This window comes from Streptomyces marianii (genome assembly GCF_005795905.1).
Taxonomy (GTDB): Bacteria; Actinomycetota; Actinomycetes; order Streptomycetales; family Streptomycetaceae; genus Streptomyces; species Streptomyces marianii.
The window spans coordinates 4862860-4879767 of sequence record NZ_VAWE01000001.1; the positions used below are offsets into that span (position 1 = coordinate 4862860).

At 67.7% G+C, this 16908-nt stretch carries 12 protein-coding genes and 1 pseudogene; 5 read left to right on the top strand and 8 right to left on the bottom strand.

Annotated features, from left to right (window positions below; all coding sequences use genetic code 11):
• Positions 1-50: 50 nt before the first annotated feature.
• Positions 51-1571: a CehA/McbA family metallohydrolase gene (locus FEF34_RS21995; RefSeq protein WP_138054679.1), complete on the bottom strand. Its 1521-nt coding sequence runs from the start codon at positions 1569-1571 to the stop codon at positions 51-53.
• A gap of 251 nt (positions 1572-1822) precedes the next feature.
• On the opposite strand from FEF34_RS21995, the gene FEF34_RS22000 reads away from it, so the two are divergent.
• Positions 1823-2653 carry an LLM class F420-dependent oxidoreductase gene (locus FEF34_RS22000; protein WP_138054680.1) on the top strand — a complete coding sequence of 277 codons (831 nt, stop codon included), beginning with the start codon at positions 1823-1825 and terminating at the stop codon, positions 2651-2653.
• 90 nt (positions 2654-2743) lie between these two features.
• Here FEF34_RS22000 and FEF34_RS22005 read toward each other — a convergent pair whose 3' ends face one another.
• Positions 2744-2986: a DUF397 domain-containing protein gene (locus FEF34_RS22005; RefSeq protein ID WP_138054681.1), complete on the bottom strand. Its 243-nt coding sequence runs from the start codon at positions 2984-2986 to the stop codon at positions 2744-2746.
• Positions 2983-3852: a helix-turn-helix domain-containing protein gene (locus tag FEF34_RS22010; protein ID WP_138054682.1), complete on the bottom strand. Its 870-nt coding sequence runs from the start codon at positions 3850-3852 to the stop codon at positions 2983-2985. The genes FEF34_RS22005 and FEF34_RS22010 overlap by 4 nt, the downstream gene beginning before the upstream one ends.
• A gap of 135 nt (positions 3853-3987) precedes the next feature.
• Between FEF34_RS22010 and FEF34_RS22015 the strand changes: the two are divergent.
• From FEF34_RS22015 to FEF34_RS22035, 4 genes and pseudogenes are all read left to right on the top strand, one after another.
• Positions 3988-4287, top strand: a pseudogene (locus FEF34_RS22015) (ATP-binding protein); the annotation flags it as partial.
• A 94-nt stretch (positions 4288-4381) separates the two neighbouring features.
• Positions 4382-5872, top strand: a complete 1491-nt coding sequence (locus FEF34_RS22020; protein ID WP_325063674.1) for an IS1380 family transposase — start codon at positions 4382-4384, stop codon at positions 5870-5872.
• Between the two features lie 1018 nt (positions 5873-6890).
• Entirely contained in the window at positions 6891-8846 is a 1956-nt protein-coding gene (locus tag FEF34_RS22030) for a hypothetical protein (RefSeq protein WP_138054684.1), read from the top strand.
• 181 nt (positions 8847-9027) lie between these two features.
• The gene (locus FEF34_RS22035) at positions 9028-9375 is read left to right on the top strand and encodes a hypothetical protein (protein WP_138054685.1); all 348 of its coding nucleotides are present in this window, start codon (positions 9028-9030) and stop codon (positions 9373-9375) included.
• Positions 9376-9829: 454 nt separating this feature from the next.
• Here the strand turns inward: FEF34_RS22035 and FEF34_RS22045 are convergent, their stop codons facing one another.
• Genes FEF34_RS22045 through FEF34_RS43055 form a run of 5 tightly spaced genes read right to left on the bottom strand, consistent with a single transcriptional unit; the run spans position 9830 to position 16593 of the window.
• The gene (locus FEF34_RS22045; protein WP_138054687.1) at positions 9830-10237 is read right to left on the bottom strand and encodes an Imm50 family immunity protein; all 408 of its coding nucleotides are present in this window, start codon (positions 10235-10237) and stop codon (positions 9830-9832) included.
• Positions 10224-10763 carry an Imm50 family immunity protein gene (locus tag FEF34_RS22050; protein WP_138054688.1) on the bottom strand — a complete coding sequence of 180 codons (540 nt, stop codon included), beginning with the start codon at positions 10761-10763 and terminating at the stop codon, positions 10224-10226. Before FEF34_RS22050 ends, FEF34_RS22045 begins: the two co-directional genes overlap by 14 nt.
• Positions 10708-15381: a putative T7SS-secreted protein gene (locus FEF34_RS22055; protein ID WP_138054689.1), complete on the bottom strand. Its 4674-nt coding sequence runs from the start codon at positions 15379-15381 to the stop codon at positions 10708-10710. The genes FEF34_RS22050 and FEF34_RS22055 overlap by 56 nt, the downstream gene beginning before the upstream one ends.
• The gene (locus tag FEF34_RS22060; protein ID WP_138054690.1) at positions 15381-16028 is read right to left on the bottom strand and encodes a hypothetical protein; all 648 of its coding nucleotides are present in this window, start codon (positions 16026-16028) and stop codon (positions 15381-15383) included. The genes FEF34_RS22055 and FEF34_RS22060 overlap by 1 nt, the downstream gene beginning before the upstream one ends.
• Positions 16009-16593 carry an SseB family protein gene (locus tag FEF34_RS43055; RefSeq protein ID WP_234042508.1) on the bottom strand — a complete coding sequence of 195 codons (585 nt, stop codon included), beginning with the start codon at positions 16591-16593 and terminating at the stop codon, positions 16009-16011. Before FEF34_RS43055 ends, FEF34_RS22060 begins: the two co-directional genes overlap by 20 nt.
• Positions 16594-16908 lie beyond the last annotated feature (315 nt).

Consider the following 16908-nt stretch of genomic DNA (forward strand, 5'->3'; position numbering starts at 1 on the left):
GGTCTCGCCGACGGGCAGGCCGGGCGGCCCGCCCGGCTCGGCCCCGCGGCCTACCCCGGGTGCCCCAGGAACACCGGGTTCGTGAACGCGGCCAGCGGGCCCGGGAAGCCCGGGATCGGTACGGCCGCCGGGTGGCGCACCTCCGCGCGGACGTACGCCGCGTACGCCGCCGTCGTACGCCACTCCACCGTGCCCGCGCCCTCCGCCGGGAGCGTCGCCGTGTGCAGTACCCCCTGGTCGGTCACGATGCGGGCGGTGCGGCCCGGGGCGCCGGTGACCTCCAGACGGACCGTCACCGGGTCGTCGGCGCCGACCCGGAGCCGTTCGCCGATGCCCGCGCACCGGCCCCGGCCCCCGTACGCGGCGAACGACAGCGACACGGCCGACGACTCGGCGACGTACGAGCGGCCCGCCCGCAGACCGTCAAGGATCGCCTCGCGCGTCAGGTCGTCTGCGAGGACCACGGTCTGCGGGGTGCCCACCGCGTCCGGATCCCGATGCGCGTCGCTGCTGCCCATCGCCGGGATCCAGCGGCCGGCCGAGCGGACGGCGGCCACGAGGGTGCCGTCCCAGTGAGCGAGTGACACGTCGTCGTCCGGGGTGTACGGGCCGTTCCACACCTCCACCGCGTCCACCTCGCCGAAGCCGAACTTCCAGTTGCAGCCGATACAGGTGGCGTGCGGATGCGCAGGTACGACGAGGCCGCCGGCGCGGCGGATGGCACGGGCGTAGTGGCCGAAACGGTTGTCCCGGGCCCGGTAGCGCCAGTCGACGAACGTGCCCGGGTCGGTGCCGAGGGCCACGACGTGGCCGTTGCGGGTGGTGACCTCCTCCCCGAGGAGCACCAGCAGGTCGTCCCCGGCGGCGCCCGCCCACGCCCCGTGCCCCGCGTGCGTGTTGTGCTCGCTGCTGTTGACGAAGTCCAGCCCTGCGGCGCGGGCGAGGGCCGCGATCTCGTCGGGGGTGCGGCGGCCGTCCGAGTACCAGGAGTGCAGATGGCAGTCGCCCCGGTACCAGGCCCGGCCCCGGCCCTTCGCCCGCTCCGGCGGGTACACGGGCGTCGGCGTCGGCGCCGGCTTCCCGTAGGTGAGCGTGACGGTCACGGCGTACGCGAGTCCCTGCGGCGCGACCGTGTACGGGCCGAGCGCGATGTGCCACGTGCCCGCCCGGACCGGCCCGGGGACGTAGCCGGGCGTCGCCTCGTCGCCGCGGATGAAGAACTCGCTGCGCGCCCCGCCCGACCAGCCGCGGAAGCCCTCGCCGCCGAGCGCGGTGCCGCGCTCGTCGAAGATGCCGACGTCGAGGGCGTTGCCCTGCGTCCCGGCCGGGACCTGCGGCCTCTCATACGTGTACGACACCCTGATCTCCGCGACCCCGCGCGGCACCTCGACGGGCAGGTACACGAAGTCGGGGGAGCCGGGCGGCAGGGTGCCGCGCACGACCTCGGTGGTCTGTCCGGCCGCGGTGTCCGCTGCCTCGGCGAAGCTCACACCGCCCAACGTAAGCGCGGCGGCGGCTCCCGTCACGAACAGTCCGCGTCTGCTGAGGTCCGCGTCGTCCTCGTTGCCCATGCCGTCGGCTCCCCGGAGGTGGTGAGAGGGAACAGGAGTGGTCGCGTGCCTGGTGCCCTCACTCTCGTACCCGGCCGTGAACGGTGCGGCAAGGGGCGGGAATTGACCGATGACCGGTACATGGCGTTCCGTCCTCCCACGCGGGGGACGCGCGCCGTCCCCCGTCCGGTCCCGGGCCCTCGGAATCCCGCGCCGCAGCGCGTAGCTTGGGCCCCGCCACCACCACAGCCGACGAAGGCGGAGGAGCCGCTGTGCGGATCTCGACCACGATCTTCCTGACGGACGAGACGATCACCCCGACGCGGCTGGCGCGGGAACTGGAGGAACGTGGCTTCGCCGGCCTGTACCTGCCCGAGCACACCCACATCCCGGTCGAGCGGACCTCCCCGTACCCGGCGGGTGGCGACCTGCCGCCCGAGTACGGCCGCACCCTCGACCCCTTCGTCGCCCTGGGGCAGGCCGCGGCGGTCACCTCCGCCCTCGGCCTCGGCACGGGCATCACGCTCCTCGCCCAGCACGACCCCATCGCCCTCGCCAAGCAGATCGCGACCCTCGACCACCTCAGCGGCGGCCGCTTCACGCTCGGCGTCGGCTTCGGCTGGAACAGGGAGGAGGCGGCGGACCACGGCGTGGAGTGGTCGACGCGGCGTGACCTCAGCCGCGACCGCATGCACCTGATGCGCGCCCTGTGGGCCGCCGAACCCACCGCGTACCAGGGCGACTTCGGCTCCGTCCGCGCCTCCTGGGCGTACCCGAAGCCGGCGAGCGGCCCCGCGCCCCGCACCCTCGTCGGCGGCGCGGCCGGCCCGAAGCTCTTCTCCCACATCGCCGACTACGCCGACGGCTGGCTCCCCATCGGCGGCCGGGGCCTGACGGAGTCCGTCCCGGTCCTGCGGGAGACCTGGGAACAGGCGGGCCGCGACCCCGGCACCCTCCAGATCGTCCCGTACGCGGTCCTCCCCTCGGCGGGCAAGCTCGCGCGCTACGCGGAACTGGGCTGCGAGGAGGTCGTCCTGCAGCTGCCCCCGGCGGGGGAGGGGGAGGTGCTGAGGGTGCTGGACGAGTACGGGAAGTACGTGTGAGACCGAGTCGCTGCCCCCACCGAGCCGCAGCCCTCCTCTTCCGCGGCCTCACCCTGGGCGGGCGGGCGCACGGGGTGGTGCAGCTGCGGGTCAGTCCTGGGTGGACGACAGGAACGAGGCCCAGGAAGCGGGGGCGAACGTGAGCATGGGACCGTCCGTGGTCTTGGAGTCGCGGACGTGGACGGTGGCGGAGCAAGCGGCGACCTCGACGCAGGCGCCGCCTTCCCCGTCGCTGTGGCTGGACTTGCGCCAGGCGTAGGCGACTTCGACGCAGGTACCGCCTTCCCCGCCGCTGTGGCTGCTCTTGAACCAGCGGAGTTGCTCGGTGTTCATCGGCGTTCTCCCAGCATCTTGTCGGTCAAGGACAGAGACTCCCGGGGCGACAGAGCCCGCGCCCGCATGATCCCATAGCGTTCGGAGAAGACGCGGACCTCTTCCAGGCCAGTGATCAGCCGTGGATATCCCTGGATTTCGGTGTATGCCACTTGATGCCGTCCCTTGGGGGTCAGCAATGTGAACGCGCCGTCCATGCACGGGTGTTCCTCGTGAGCGGTCGGCATTACCTGAAGCTCCACGGTCCGCAGGCGCCCGGCACGCAGCAGTCTACGCAACTGGTGCTCGTGGACAGTGGGTCCGCCGTTCGGCCGTTGGAGTACGGACTCCTCCACCACAAAACTGAACGTCGGCGCCGGCCAGCGCTCGAAGATCTGCTGGCGAGCCAGTCGGTCGGCCACGCGCTTCTCGATCGTCGTTTCGTCCAGGAGTGGTCGTCGCTGGGCGAAGATGGCCCGCGCGTAATCTTCGGTCTGAAGAAGTCCCGGGATGGCCTGATTGCAGTACTCGTGGAGTGCAACAGCATCTGCCTCCGCCTTGGCAAAGTCCCGGAACCAGTCAGGATGCCGCGTCCGCGCCCTCGCCAGCGCCTTCTCCACATCCGGGATCGCGGCCTTCAGCACACCCCGCGCCCCCAGCACCTCGTCCGCAAGCAGCAGGAACGCCGGTTGCGGCGTTCGTACCCCGCGCTCCATGGAGGAGACCAGCGCCTCGCCGCAGTGCGTTGCCGCCCCCAGTTCCCGCTGACTGAGTCCGGCTGCCTCGCGCAACACCTTGATCTGCTTGCCGAGTGAGTTGAAGAGCAGCGCGGTCCCGTCCTCCTCCACTGGCCGCTCCGGCCGCTGCTCGTGTCCCGCGTCCGCCATAGCCCGTACCGCCCTCGCCTGCCGCACTGGTCACGGTCGACGACCCGTACAGTGTCCCGGCCGTACCCGCACGGCTACGCTCCGTCGCGTCGTCACTCCTGGTCAGGGTACTCGCGACCGGACACGCTCAGTGACATGAAAGCCGAAACCGCCGCCCTCACGGTCGAGTTCACCCAACGCCTCAGCGCCACCCGTCGAGGCGCCCGCCTCGCCCGGCACCTCGCCGTGCACCGCCTCGACGACTGGGGCATCCCTTACGGCAGCGAACTCTCCGACTCCGCCGCCCTGATCGTCGCCGAACTCGCTGCGAACACGGTGACCCACGGCCGCGTCCCCGGTCGCGACTTCGAACTGCGCCTGCTGTTCACGGGGGCGATCCTCCGCATCGAGGTCTCCGACACCCGGACCGAACGACTCCCGACCGCACCCGGAGCGCCGTCCCTCAACCTCATGTATTCAGCTACGGCCGTGACTTGATGCCCCGACAGAAGAAGGGTGCCTGCCACCTGCGATGATCTGGATTTCCTAGATCAAAACCGTCGCAGAGAAGAGACACCCAACAGGTGCAGGCTACCGGGATCACCGGCTTGCCGTGCGGGCCGATGGCAAGAACCTGACCGGCCACGCGGGCGTGGTGCTGCTGCGGAAGGTCGCCGACCGCGTCGGCCTGGCCACCGTGCTCAGCGCGGCGCTGCCGAAGGGCACCGGGCCTGGCTGGCGTGACCGGGGCATGGCGCTGGTCCAGCTGGCCTGCGCGATCGTGCTCGGCGCGACGAACATCCTGGAAGCCGAGCAACTACAGCACCACTGGAAGAGCCTGTTCCCGCGGCCGGTCTCGGACAGCACCCTGCGCCGCACTCTGGAGGCGATCGACGGTCCGGTGGCGGCGCGGATCGAGCGCGTGCGCGCCGTGGTCCGGCGCATGGTGTGGACCCTGCTCGCCCTGCGCCCCGGCGGCTTCCCTTGGATCGCGGTGTGCGGCAGAGAACTCACCGGCTGGTACGTCCTCGACCTCGACGCCACCATCGTGACCTGTAGCAGCAAGAAGGAGGGTGCGGCCGGCACCTTCAAGGGCAGCTTCGGCCACATGCCGCTGGGAGCGTGGGTGGCCAACACCCGCGAGTGTGTCGCCATGCTGCTGCGACCCGGCAACGCGCCGCCGAACGATGTCGACGACCACAAGAGTGTCCTGGCCTCGGCGTTTCGGCAGCTCCCGCTGCCGCTGTGGTCGAAGCTGCTGATACGGATCGACGGCGCGGCCTTCAGCCACGACGTCCTCGGCCACCTCCAGAGCCTGACCACCAGCCGGCGCCGGGTGCGCTGGGTGACCGGCTGGGCCATCAACGACGCCGACGAGAAGGCCATCGCCCGGCTGCCGGAGAAGGTGTGGACGGCGGCGCTGCGGCAAGACGGCCAACTGCACGAGATCAAGGGCCCCGACGGCGAATGGCTGTCCTACCAGGTCGCTGAGCTGACCGGGGTCCGTGACCTGACCGGCTGGCCCCAGGGGATGCGGTTGATCGTGCGCCGGGTCAAGCCCTCGCGCCGGGATGCGAAGAAGCTGACCGCCTTCGAGAAACGCACCGGCTGGCGCTACCAGATCGTCGCCACGAACATCCCCTCCCACCAGGGACTTTCCGGGGTACCCGGCTCCGGCCAGGTCTGGTTCGTCGACGCCCTGTACCGCGATCACGCCGAGGTCGAGGACCGCGTCAAAGCGATCAAGCGGGTCGGCCTCGGGCTGCTGCCCTCGAAATCCTGGCAGTTCAACGCCGCCTGGGTGCTGGCCGCCACGCTCGCCGCCGACCTCGACGCCTGGACCCGGCTCCTCCTCCTGCACGACGAGCCCGAACTCGCCGCCGCCGAACCGGAGACGATCCGCAGGAAGCTCTACCACCTGCCCGCCCGCCTCACCTCCCACGCCCGCCGCCGCACCCTCCACCTCGACCGCACCTGGCCCTGGGCGGCAGCGTTCACCGCCGCCTGGAAGCGAGCCACCGAACTCCCGGCCCGTACCTGACGACCGGCCACCACCCCGACGACACCGGAGAGGAGAGGACCGCAGCACCCCCGGGGCCAGTGGAACCCGACGCCCCGCAGCGTCACGCGACGGCCAGTCCCGACACGGCACGGGACATACCGGGCAGCCAGCCGCACACGGCGACGCCGTCACGCCACCGAAGAATCGAGGTCAACTCCGAAACGGGGCGTGGCCTGCTCGTCGTATCCGTGCTCGCCGCAGCCTGGGGCGTGGCAGACCGCTCCGTCGGCAAGACGGTCTGGGACGAGTTGTGCTGGCGATGAACGACGCCCCTGGGAGATTGGAACCCTTTCCTACGGTGTGCGGCCTACAAGTAGTCGGGTCGCTCGGGGTGAGCTTCGGGCGACCCGACTGCGAGGCTCCTTATCTGCGGGGCAGGGCAACGCGCTTGCACCATCATGCAGTTCAGGCATGCAGGGTCCGGGACAAGCGCGTCGGCGACCTGCTGCACATCTCCCATCGGTAAGATTTGATTCAAGTTGTCGCAAAATGACGCCGCGTTCTAACTCAAGGGAACCTCAAGTTCCGCGGAATGATCTATATATTTCGATCACAACTCCGACACGTCGCCTGTGCCATATGTGCGGATTGTAAATCTTGACATGAGCTTGACAATGATTCCCTGTGGTTTGATTCCGCCACGCGAGCCGCTCTAAGGGAGGGCTCCGGCGATTTGGGGGAATCGATGATCAATGACTCACAACGAAGATCCGTTGCGCGATCAGCGAGTGGTGCCTGCGCTGCTGCTCTACTGGCTGGCACACTAACGGCGCCAGCCGTTGCGGCGCCATCGCAGGGAGTGCCGGCCGCAGCTACCGCCTCGTGCCCGTCAGCGGTCCCTACGTACTTGGTGACACCGAATGGCTTCATCAATTCACGGCTGACCAGGTACGTGGACTGGGATCCGACGAGTACCGGACACATCTTCAGTGCAGAACAGAGCACTACTCTCGCGCACGGGCAGCGTGTGTTCTCAGGCGGCGGCACCCGAATCTTCATGACCAGTCCGAAGATTGCGGGTCAGACTGAGTACTCTCTGAGGTCCTATCAGGACAACTCAGAACAGGGCGGGTCGCTGCTGAGCCTCGAGTACACCTACCAGCAGCGCGCGGGCCAGAACTGGCAGGCCTACACGCGTATCTGGACCGACGCGGACCGCAGAATCGTCAACTTCGACGAGGCCAGCAACCTCAATGTCTACGTCGAGCAGTTCCCGGACGGGACCCCAGCCTCGGCGAGAATGTCCCGGCTCGCACAACTCCCCGCTAGTAACACGGCACTGGCGGAGCTGCGGAAGTCAGCGTCTATCTGGTCCGCCGGAAACAAGATCTATGGCCTTCTGAACGGAACCATCCGTTCTTGGGACTATAGCGCTGCGCTCAACAGCATCACCCTCGGCCCCAGTGTAACCGGGACGGTAGTCGCCACGGGACTTACCGACGCGGCGACCGCTTGGAGCCCCGCACCTGGCGTGTTCTACACCAAGAACACCGAGGGGGTGGTCAAGAAGTACGCTGGATCACCCGTGTCCCTCGTCAATGACGATGTTGCTGTTGGCCTGCAAGGCTCTGTCTTCGCTGGCGCTGCATCTTGCCTCTCAAGCGCAGGTGACGAGAAGCCCCACTTCGGTGAGATCCCTGATGATTCGGAGGTCCCGCCCGTTCCTTCGGAACCTACCCCCAGCACTCCACCATCGGGCCCTGAGGTAGTTTCGGGCCAGTTCCTTCAGCCTGACGGTAGCCCGGCTGCTGGAATGAAGGTCGTCGTGGAGGCTTCCGACCTGTTGCCAGAAGACAACGAGTCTGTGGTTGATCTTCCCGACCTTGGCTCGACGACAACCGATGCTGACGGCAACTGGTCCCTGACCATCCCAGAGTCCCTACCTTCCGCTGTACAGACAGCGGTCAGCAACAACGGTGGTGCGCTCAATGTCACCGCCACGACCACGGGTCACACGGAATCCGGCGTCATGCTCGTAGGCGTGGACAACTTGACAGCTGCCCCTGAGGGCCCTGGAACGGGCACGCGCACGCGTTTCGCTACGACCGCCACTGCGAACGAGGGCGGACATGCCGTCAAGCTGCTCCCAGCGCTGGCTGACCCGGAGACCGACGTTCCGGAACCCACCGCCGATGAGCAGAAGGCCACGTACGCAGCCTGGCTGGACGCGCAGCCTACGTACGACTCGGCTCAGGCGGCGCCACGGTGGCAGAGTGACCGCGGACCGGCGCCGGAGAATCACAACCCCTACCTGGTCGACGGTACTGATATCACCTCCCAGCGGGTGACGCCGTATGCCGGCCCCTGCGCTTCGACAGCGCGAGTTGTTGCCCGCCAGATCGCATACACCGTCGTGGGCGAATCGCATGCCTACTGGGATGCAGCTGGCAACGTCGAGTACAAGTCGACTCTCTCGAACACCATCGACGTTGGTTACAGCGCAAAGGGGACTGTGTGGTCCGTGAGCGGATCGGCCTCCATCGGAAGTACCGCATCAGGTGTTTCTGGATTCAGTTGGCGAGGCCCGTACGTGGCCAACCAATGGAAAGTGCCGATCGAATACAATAAAATCAAGAAGACTACTGGGTGTGGCCCTTCTTTGAGGTCGCACTATGAAATCCGACCTGGCAAATTCAAGGTTCCTGCCGGACAGCCTGTCGGCGCGTATGGTAAGGATGCGAGGCATCTTGATGGGCCTGTTCGCTACGCAAATTCAAATCCCAAGTACCGGAGCTGGCTCCCACGCTACGGTACGTGGGCGATTGAAATTGGCAAGAGTGTCAAATGGTCGGGTGCGGTCGTTGTGTTCGGGTTCTCTCTCGGCGGTTCGACCAGCTACGACCAGAGCCATAAGCAGAACATCAGGGCTGGCGGAAAGACTGCCCGAAAGCACTTCATTTGGGGTTACAGTGCACCTCCCGGGGCTCAAATGGGCGTCATTTATTCGAACTAGTCTCGTTGTTGCGGCAGCGTTGGCATGTTTCGCGGCCTCAGGGTGTTCGAACTCGAAGCCATCGGGGCAATCGAGGGCAGGTGCTGCCCTCAGCGGAGGCAACCATTCGACGGGCACTGTTGGTTATCCGCACGCGTCGGTAGGGCAAGAGTTCTGGTTCGCAATGCCGCTACCCACGAACATGTCCGCTCGCGAAATCGAGATCACGAAAGCGGAGATGCTTGACGTTCCGTCCGGCATTGAAGTGATCGAGTACGGAGCCTACAACCTCGAAGATACTCAGGGATTGCCGCTCATTGCCCCAGAGGGTGATCCCTTTACTCCCAAGTTCAGAGAGTTCAAGGATTACTCTGAAGAGGGGTTTACGGTGAAAGCGAAGGCGGTGAGTGATGTATTTTATGTCGCACACCTGCGCGTCACCGGAAAAATTCAGAGGAACGCGAGTGAGTGCAGATTCGAGTACCGACAGGGGGGCGTTGCGTACAATCAAACGCTCAGGTGCGGACTCGAGCTGAGGCTGAAGAAGTGATGCTGCGGGCGCGATCTCTCAACCCCTGGATCGCGCCCGCTAGCTCGCAGGCAACCCGGGTGAATCCGTGTTCTCCGCCCGAGCCCCGATCCGGTGCGTCAGATCAGCCGTTCCACCAAGGCGTCTGTGATCTCCCGCTTTTGCCCTTGCGGCAGCTTCAAACTTGTGGCAGCGGGCGCATGAGCAGCGGTCCGCCAGGCCTCAACCGACACCCTGATCGTCCTGCCCCATGGATGGGCGGCCAGATCTTGGCCCTCGTGCCCACGTGGGAGCTGACCCGGGTCGCCGCTGGCGTCGCGAGAAATTTCCCGACACCCGGCTCCGTCCTCGCCCGCGTCGACGCCCTGCTCGAAACAGAACTCGATCTTCAAGACTGCGGCTGCCCGTCGCGTACGTCGCGGGCGTAGTAAGGATGTGGCCGTCACCCAAGGGCGATCTCTGGATATCGGCCTCGCTAATCGCCCGACGAGGCCAGGTAAACCCTGGCTCGGGACAGGCGAGCGGATGATGCGTGAAACGAGATCATCTCGCGGGAATTGGTGACGCGGGCCGTGATTCCTCCGAGAGTTGACCGGGAGAGGTCGATCGTTCTGTCAGTGATGGAGTTCCAGCCGGAGAGGGACAGATCCGTCACGTGGGCGAAGGTGAGGAAAAACTCGAATGCGTTGAAGCCCGTCCGAAGCCACTCCGGACGAGGCCTGTCTGGAATCGATCGCGTGTCGAAACCCAAAGTAATCCCACTCTCTCGCTCGTCGATATGAAAGTAGAATAGAAAGCACTCAGGTAGGGTGGGAGTCCTAGTGTAAAGCTCCCGCATGCCCTCGGGGTTCGAAAGTAGATCGGTCCAGTCAGATGTGCTCATAGAATGTCTTCTCGTAGGGGGGCGGGATTTCGCTAAATTTCTTTGAGTCGAGCCTTCCGAGGAACTGGTGAGGCCCGCTGTCCGATTGGTCTGACTGCACTTTGAATGCACTCATGTGGCCTACCAGGATCGAGTCGGCCGCGGTGAATGAGAGGTGGAATTCGCCGGAGTTCATTCGTGCATGAATCTTGTTGGAATTGCGCGTACCCAGCTCTAGGGCCGTCTGCCCGCCTGGAATCCATCCTGTAAGCTCGAGATTTTCGACGGCAATGAATTCCAGTTGGCACTGAAATCGATCAAGCGCGGCCTCGACCCACGGTGCTGGTGGGTTCTGAGGGAATTCGGGTAGGTCGATCCGGAGTGTAAGGCTTGGGCCGAAGTGGTTTAGGTGAATAGATCTGACGATGATGGCGTCGAGTTTCGGAATGCTAGTGTAGAGAGCTTTGAGGTAGGCCGAATTTCGTACGAGATCAGCCCAATTTGCGATCGTAATAGTAGTGCTCCTCGCAGCCTGGTATTTGTCCATTGCGCGTATTGTCGTAGGGTCGTACGTGAAGGTGTGGTGGCTGGTATCCTTCCTCTCCCGGCTTCCTGTGGCCGAACCAGTGGTCCTGAAACACCACGATATTCCCGTCTGAGGTCTCGTACCATTCCTCGCGGTAGAAGATGGGATGCCCCGCCTCGTCAAGTTCCGCTCCTCCGCCCTGCCACTCAGGCTTCCGAGCCATGGCATAGTCAGTCGAGTCGAAAGGCTCCTGCCCCTCGGGCACTCCTGCATCCCGCAAGGCGTCTGCCTTCCTTGCGGCGAGGCTTGCCGTTGGGCACGGGGTGAGGCCGAGCGGGTCCGCCCACAGATGTGGATTGTCTACGTATCTTGAAGGGTGTGGCGCTGGCCTCAACCCAAGTGGATCCGCCGACAGGTACCGCGCCGTCTCCGGGTCGTAGTGCCGGTGGAAGTTGTAGTGCAGCCCCGTCTCCGGGTCGAAGTACTGCCCCGGGAAGCGCAGCGGTGTGTACGCCGTGCTCGACGTCGCCCAGGCCGTCGTCCCCCACAGCGTGCTCCGTGTGTGCCAGGCGACCTCGCCCGACTCGTCGATGAGTTCGCTCGGGGTGCCCACCAGGTCCGTGACGATGGCGAAGAAGCGCTCGTCGACCACCTCCTGGGGGAGTCGCGGGGTGCCCGGGCCCTGCGACCCGCCCGCCGGGAGGATGCGTTCCGTCTGGGCCAGTGGGTGCAGGCCGTCGTGGTCCCAGGTCAGCACCACGGGGTGGGGCAGGTCCACGGACTCCGTGGTCTGCTCGCACAGCGTCGCGCCGTCCCATGTGAACGACACCTGCTCGACGACCGTCTCGCCGTCGTCGCCCAGGCGCTGCTTCGCGATGCGGCGGCCCAGCGCGTCGTAGCGGTAGCGCCACACCGTGCCGTCCGGTGTGGTGACCGAGGTGAGCCGGTCCTCGGCGTCCCATGCGTAGCGCCAGGTGTCCGGCTTGCGTGACAGGCGGGTCTTCCGGCGCAGCACGACGCGGCCCTGGGCGTCGTGCTCGAAGCGGACGTTGCCGGCGCGGGTGATGCGGGTGCCCGTGTAGGCGCGGGGGCCGGTCGCCTCGTGGCCCGGATGCGTGGCGGGCCAGGACGCGTCGGTCTGGTTGCCCGCCGCGTCGTAGGCGTAGCGCTCGGTCCAGTTCGCGGAGTGGACGGCGGTGACGCGTCCGTCGGCGTCCAGGTCGAACGTCCTCGCCCCGGAGAGCCGGTCGTCGACGCCGACGAGGTGGCCGTCCGCGCGGTAGGAGTAGCCGCGCCGCTGGAGGCCGCCGTTCGCGCCCGTGACGAGCTGGTCCGTGAGCCGGCCCATCGGGTCGAAGGTGTGGTGGAGTGTGACCGTGCCGCCGATGCGGCGGGCGAGTTCCCGGCCGGCCGCGTCCCGGTCGAAGCCGATGGTGCGGCCCGACGTCGTCAGTTCCGAGCGCCGGCCGGCCGCGTCGTACGACCAGGAGCTGACCGCGCCGCCCGGCGTCGTCCGTCCGGTCCGCCTGCCCAGGGCGTCGTACGCGAACGTCGTCTCGCGCCCGTCCACCGACTCCGACCTCAGCCGCCCGTGGCGGTCGCGCAGCCGTGTCAGCGTCGCGTCCGGGCCCGCCGCCACGGCGAGTTCGTCGAAGACGTCGTACTCGTACGTGGTGACGGATCCCTCGGCGTCCTTGCGGACGATCTGTCCGAGGGCGTTGCGCGTGAACCGCACGCGCTGGCCGAGGCCGTTGCTGCGGGACACCGGCCGGCCGGCCGCGTCGTACTCGTACGCCAGGGTCCGATCGTCGAAGTCGGTCTCGGACATCAGCAGGCCGGCCGGGTCGTACGCGTAGTCCCAGGTCAGTCCCTGCGGGTTGGTCACGCGGGTCAGACGCAGATTGGAGTCGTGGGCGAACTCGTACCGCACCCCGTCCGGCCCGGTCCGTGCCACCAGGAGGTCGAAGTCCGTGTACTCGAAGGTGGTGACACCGCCCAGGGCGTCGGTGTGGGAGGTGCAGTTGCCCTCGCCGTCGTACGTCCAGGACTGCACGCCGCCGTCCGCCTCGACGCGCCGTGCGAGCCTGCCCTCGACCGTCCATTCCAGTCGCGTCACCGCGCCGAGCGGGTCGGCGATCGCGACCGGCCGCCCGAAGAGGTCCCGTTCGCAGCGTGTGGTCGCGCCGAGCGGGTCGGTGATCTCCAGCGGCAGCCCGGCCCGGTCGCAGCGCACGCGCGTGGTGTGTCCCAGGGCGTCCGTGACCGACGTCGGATGACCCGCTCCGTCGTACGTGACGTGCGTGGCCGCACCGGCGGCGTCCGTCGCGGTGGTGAGGTTGCCGCGTTCGTCGTACGTCCGGCGCACCACCTTCCCGTCGGCGCCCCGGACGCGCACCGGCATTCCCAGGCCGTCGTACTCGACTGACAGTTCCCTGCCGTCCGGGCGGCGTACGGTCACCGGGCGGCCGCCCTCGTCGTAGGTGGTGCTCGTGGCGTGGCCGAGCGGGTCGACGGTGGCGAGGAGCCGGTTGTATGGGTCGTACTCGAAGCGCGTGACGGCGCCGTTCGCGTCGATCTCGGCGACGACCTGCTGTCGCTCGTTGATCACGTGGCGCTTGGTGTGGCCGAGGCCGTCGGTCATCGAGGTCATGCGCAGCCCGGTGTCCGGGTCCGTGCCGTCCCAGGTGAAGTGGGATTCGACGTGGCCGTTCGTGCCGGACTGGTAGACGCACCGGTCGAGGCCGTCGTAGACGTAGTCGTAGTGGCTGCCGTTGGTGTCGGTCCACGATGTCATGCGGCCGAGGTCGTCATAGCCGAACCGCACCGGCAGGCCCGTGGAGTCGACGACCTCGGTCAGACGGCCGTCCGTGTAGCCGTACCGGAGGATCTCCTGGTCAGAGCCGTCGGCGGCCGCCCCCGCCAGGTGCAGGGCGGTGACCCTGCCCTCGTCCGTGGTGAGCTTCAGGTGGTAGCCGCCGTGGTGCACGATCGACGTCGGTGCGCCGGACTCGTCGTGGTCGAAGCTGATCCAGCGGCCGTTGCGGTCGTCGATCCGGTCCAGCAGCGCCAGTTCGTCGGTGTGGTCGGTGAAGTGCCACACCCGGCCGGTGCCGGGGTCGGTGACCGTGTAGCCGTCGTCCGTACGGTCCAGGGGCCAGCGCCTGCCGTGCGCGGGCAGCACGGGAACGCCCGGCGCGGGATGCGGATAGGCGAGCAGACTGCCTTCGTCGCAGGCGAGGACGACGCCCTCGGAGTCGATCTCCAGGCGCTGGTCCACGGTGCTCGACCAGGTGGGGCCGAACCAGCGTCCCGCCCGGTACGAGGAGTCGAAGGTGCGCCGGAACACCAGCGGCAGCGAGCCGGGGAGGGCGATGTCGGTCTGCGGCAGCAGCACACGGCCGCTCGCGACGTCGACCGGATCCCCGTCGCACTTGGTCTCACTGCACTGCTTGCCCTTGCCGTCGGGATCCTTGGTGTGCCCGTCACGGACCTTCGACGGGCCGTCGGGAACGCCTTTCATCCCGGCCCTGATCCCGCCCCTGACCAGTCCGGCGCCCTTGGTGCCGACGATCTCCGGGATGAGTCGGCCCAGGAACTCGGACGGGTCGCCCTTCGCCGCCTCCCAGGCGTTCTTCAGCGCGCGGTCGGGGTTCGCGGCGGTGGAGACGAGCCCGGCCAGGGTCGTGTTGAGACCCTTGTAGTACTCGGCCGGGTGCGTCAGGTTGTACGGATCGAGCGGGTTGACCGAACGGACGAAGTTGACGAGGCCGGCCGCCCCCTTGACCACGCCTCCGGCCAGATGGGTCACTTCCACGCCCTGGGCCAGGCTGTAGTCCGCCAGCTCGAGCTTGACCTTGTCGCGGCCCGTGGGCTCCTTCGGGGCATGGGCCATGGCCGCCGTGATCGCCGTCTTCGCGGTGTCCGCGGCCTCGTTGCGGTGTCTGCGGGCCTCCTTGAGGATCTCCTGGGCCCGCTGCCGCTTGGCCCTGCCGGGGTCGGTGAACGGTCCGGGCCTGGGCGGGGGACTGTCGCTGTTGCGGGCGGCGTTGTAGGTGTCGACCTTCTTGTTGTACGCGTCGGCCGCCGTCCTGGAGTCCGCTTCGCCCTCCTTGTGGAGGGCGATGGCCTCCCGGGCCTTGTCCTGGGCACCGACGACCGCCTTGGAGTAGGTCTCCAGCGCCTTGGCCGCGGCCTCGAAGGCGTCGGCGGCGTGCAGCCAGTCCGTCGGCAGCGTCTCGAACCTCCTGCGGAAGGCGTCCGCAGCCTCGCCCTTCCAGTGGGCCGAGTCGAGCTTCTTCATCCCTCCGCCGACGAGGTCGAACGCCTTCTGGAAGTCGCGGAGGTTCTGCACCGTCGAGGCGATCGCCTCCGGGTTGCCGTGGATGAGCTCGTTGGCCTCCTCGGTCTGCCCGAGCTGCTGCTCACCCACGTCCGCGCCGAGCGAGGAGGCGGTCTCGTCGCCCCAGTCCTCGACGCTGTCCGCCCAGTCTTCCGCGCCGACCTGTTCCAGGCCCTCGCCGATCCGGTCGGTCGTCCAGTCGACTCCCTCGCCGACCTTCTCCCTGGCCTTGTCGATGCCGCTGTCGACGACGTCGATGCCCTTGTCGAGGGCCTTTCCCAGATCGCCCAGATCCACCATCAGCGGCGCTCCCCCCAACGCGGCTCCTCGGTCTGCGCGACCGTCTCCTGGGACGGATCGAGAGTCTCGCGCAGCCTGGCGTCCGTCGCCTCACGCAGCTCGGGGTCCACCAGCCCCTGCCGCTCGAGGGCGTCCATCTGCGCGTCCATCACGTCGTAGCCGGTGTTCTTCCAGGTCTGCTTGACCTCCTGGTGCGCCTCGGAGAACGACTCGGCGCTCCAGTCGGGGTCGTCGGTGGCGGACTGGGTGCTGATCTCGTCCCAGCTCTTGCCCTTGACCTCGTCCTCGCTGAGGTGCGGGTTGCCGTTCAGCGAGTTCACGCCGATCTTGAACGAGTCCATGACGTACTGCTCCTGCTCGGCGAACGACCCCGCCGACAGGCCCACGGCCTGCGCGAACCCGTTCCCCTTCAGCGTCAGCGCCCGGACACCCCACTCCCAGCGCTCGCAGAAGGTCCCGAACCCGTCCGCGAGACCACCGTGGCCGAGCTCCACTCCCGACAGGGAGAGTTCCGAGAAGCCGCGCCCCGCGGTCGCCTCGCCGATCATGCCGAGGTCCTTGAGCTCGGAATGGGCGAGGTCGATGCCCTTCACGATGGCCGCGAGCACCGCCGTCGGCGCCTCGAGATCAGGATTCTGCCCGCTCATCTCGTCCTTCCCCCGTCTCCCCGATATCCACTGCCACCGCGTCGGGCACGATGCCCTCGACCGGTGGGAACAACATGCCGTCGGCGCTGCCCGCGTCCAGGGCCACACCGCCGGGTCCGGGCAGCATCGGCACCATCGCGTCCAGCAGACGGGCGCCGAGCACCGTCCGGTACTTCCACGCGCGGCGTGTCTCTCCCCGCGCCAGGGCGAAGCGGGCCAGGGCCTCCTCGTTAGAGAACGCGCAGATCCAGCGGACGCCGTTCCCGTCGGCGGTCCACAGGCTGTCGTGCTCGTCGAACGGCACGAGTACGGCACTGCGCCGGAATTCCCCGAGCAACCGCGCAAACTCCCGGCGGGCGGATGCCAGTTCGCCGTCCGCCGCCACACCGTCCGTGGCGCCCGCCGCAGCCGTATCCGGTATTTCTCCGGACGGTTCGGGCGTGGTGCGGTCGCCGGATTCGTCGATCGAAGGTTCGGGTGCCGTCCAACTGGCCAACTCGGCCAGTTTCGAGGTCCGGTCGGGCTCTGTGGTGCCGTTTGCGGCGTCGTCCCCGTGCTGACTCACGGGGGGAATGCTGTCATGGGCTCGTTCCCGAATGCAACGCGTAATTCCCGCTCAGAACGGGGCGTTTCGCATGCGTGGGGCTTCCCTCGCGCGGGCGCGCCCGGGCGCGAACGCGGTCGCCGGAGGGGTCGCCGGAGTCGGAGTCGGAGCCGGTGGCGGCTCCGCTCCTCCCGCCGAGAGCAGCTCCCGGCCCGCACCCGTCGACCCGAAGGCCAGGTACTCGCGCCCCTCCTCCACCGCGGCCGGCAGCGGATCCCTGTCCGAGGAGGGCATCGGGGCATCGATCACCCGGACCCGCCGTACCAAGCGCTGCCG

Coding starts and splice junctions, on each gene's coding strand:
- FEF34_RS21995 (WP_138054679.1), bottom strand. CDS start 1,571: ATGGGCAACGAGGACGACGCGGACCTCAGCAGACGCGGACTGTTCGTG.
- FEF34_RS22005 (WP_138054681.1), bottom strand. CDS start 2,986: ATGAACACCGAGCAACTCCGCTGGTTCAAGAGCAGCCACAGCGGCGGG.
- FEF34_RS22010 (WP_138054682.1), bottom strand. CDS start 3,852: ATGGCGGACGCGGGACACGAGCAGCGGCCGGAGCGGCCAGTGGAGGAG.
- FEF34_RS22030 (WP_138054684.1), top strand. CDS start 6,891: ATGACCAGTCCGAAGATTGCGGGTCAGACTGAGTACTCTCTGAGGTCC.
- FEF34_RS22035 (WP_138054685.1), top strand. CDS start 9,028: ATGTCCGCTCGCGAAATCGAGATCACGAAAGCGGAGATGCTTGACGTT.
- FEF34_RS22045 (WP_138054687.1), bottom strand. CDS start 10,237: ATGAGCACATCTGACTGGACCGATCTACTTTCGAACCCCGAGGGCATG.
- FEF34_RS22050 (WP_138054688.1), bottom strand. CDS start 10,763: ATGGACAAATACCAGGCTGCGAGGAGCACTACTATTACGATCGCAAAT.
- FEF34_RS22055 (WP_138054689.1), bottom strand. CDS start 15,381: ATGGTGGATCTGGGCGATCTGGGAAAGGCCCTCGACAAGGGCATCGAC.
- FEF34_RS22060 (WP_138054690.1), bottom strand. CDS start 16,028: ATGAGCGGGCAGAATCCTGATCTCGAGGCGCCGACGGCGGTGCTCGCG.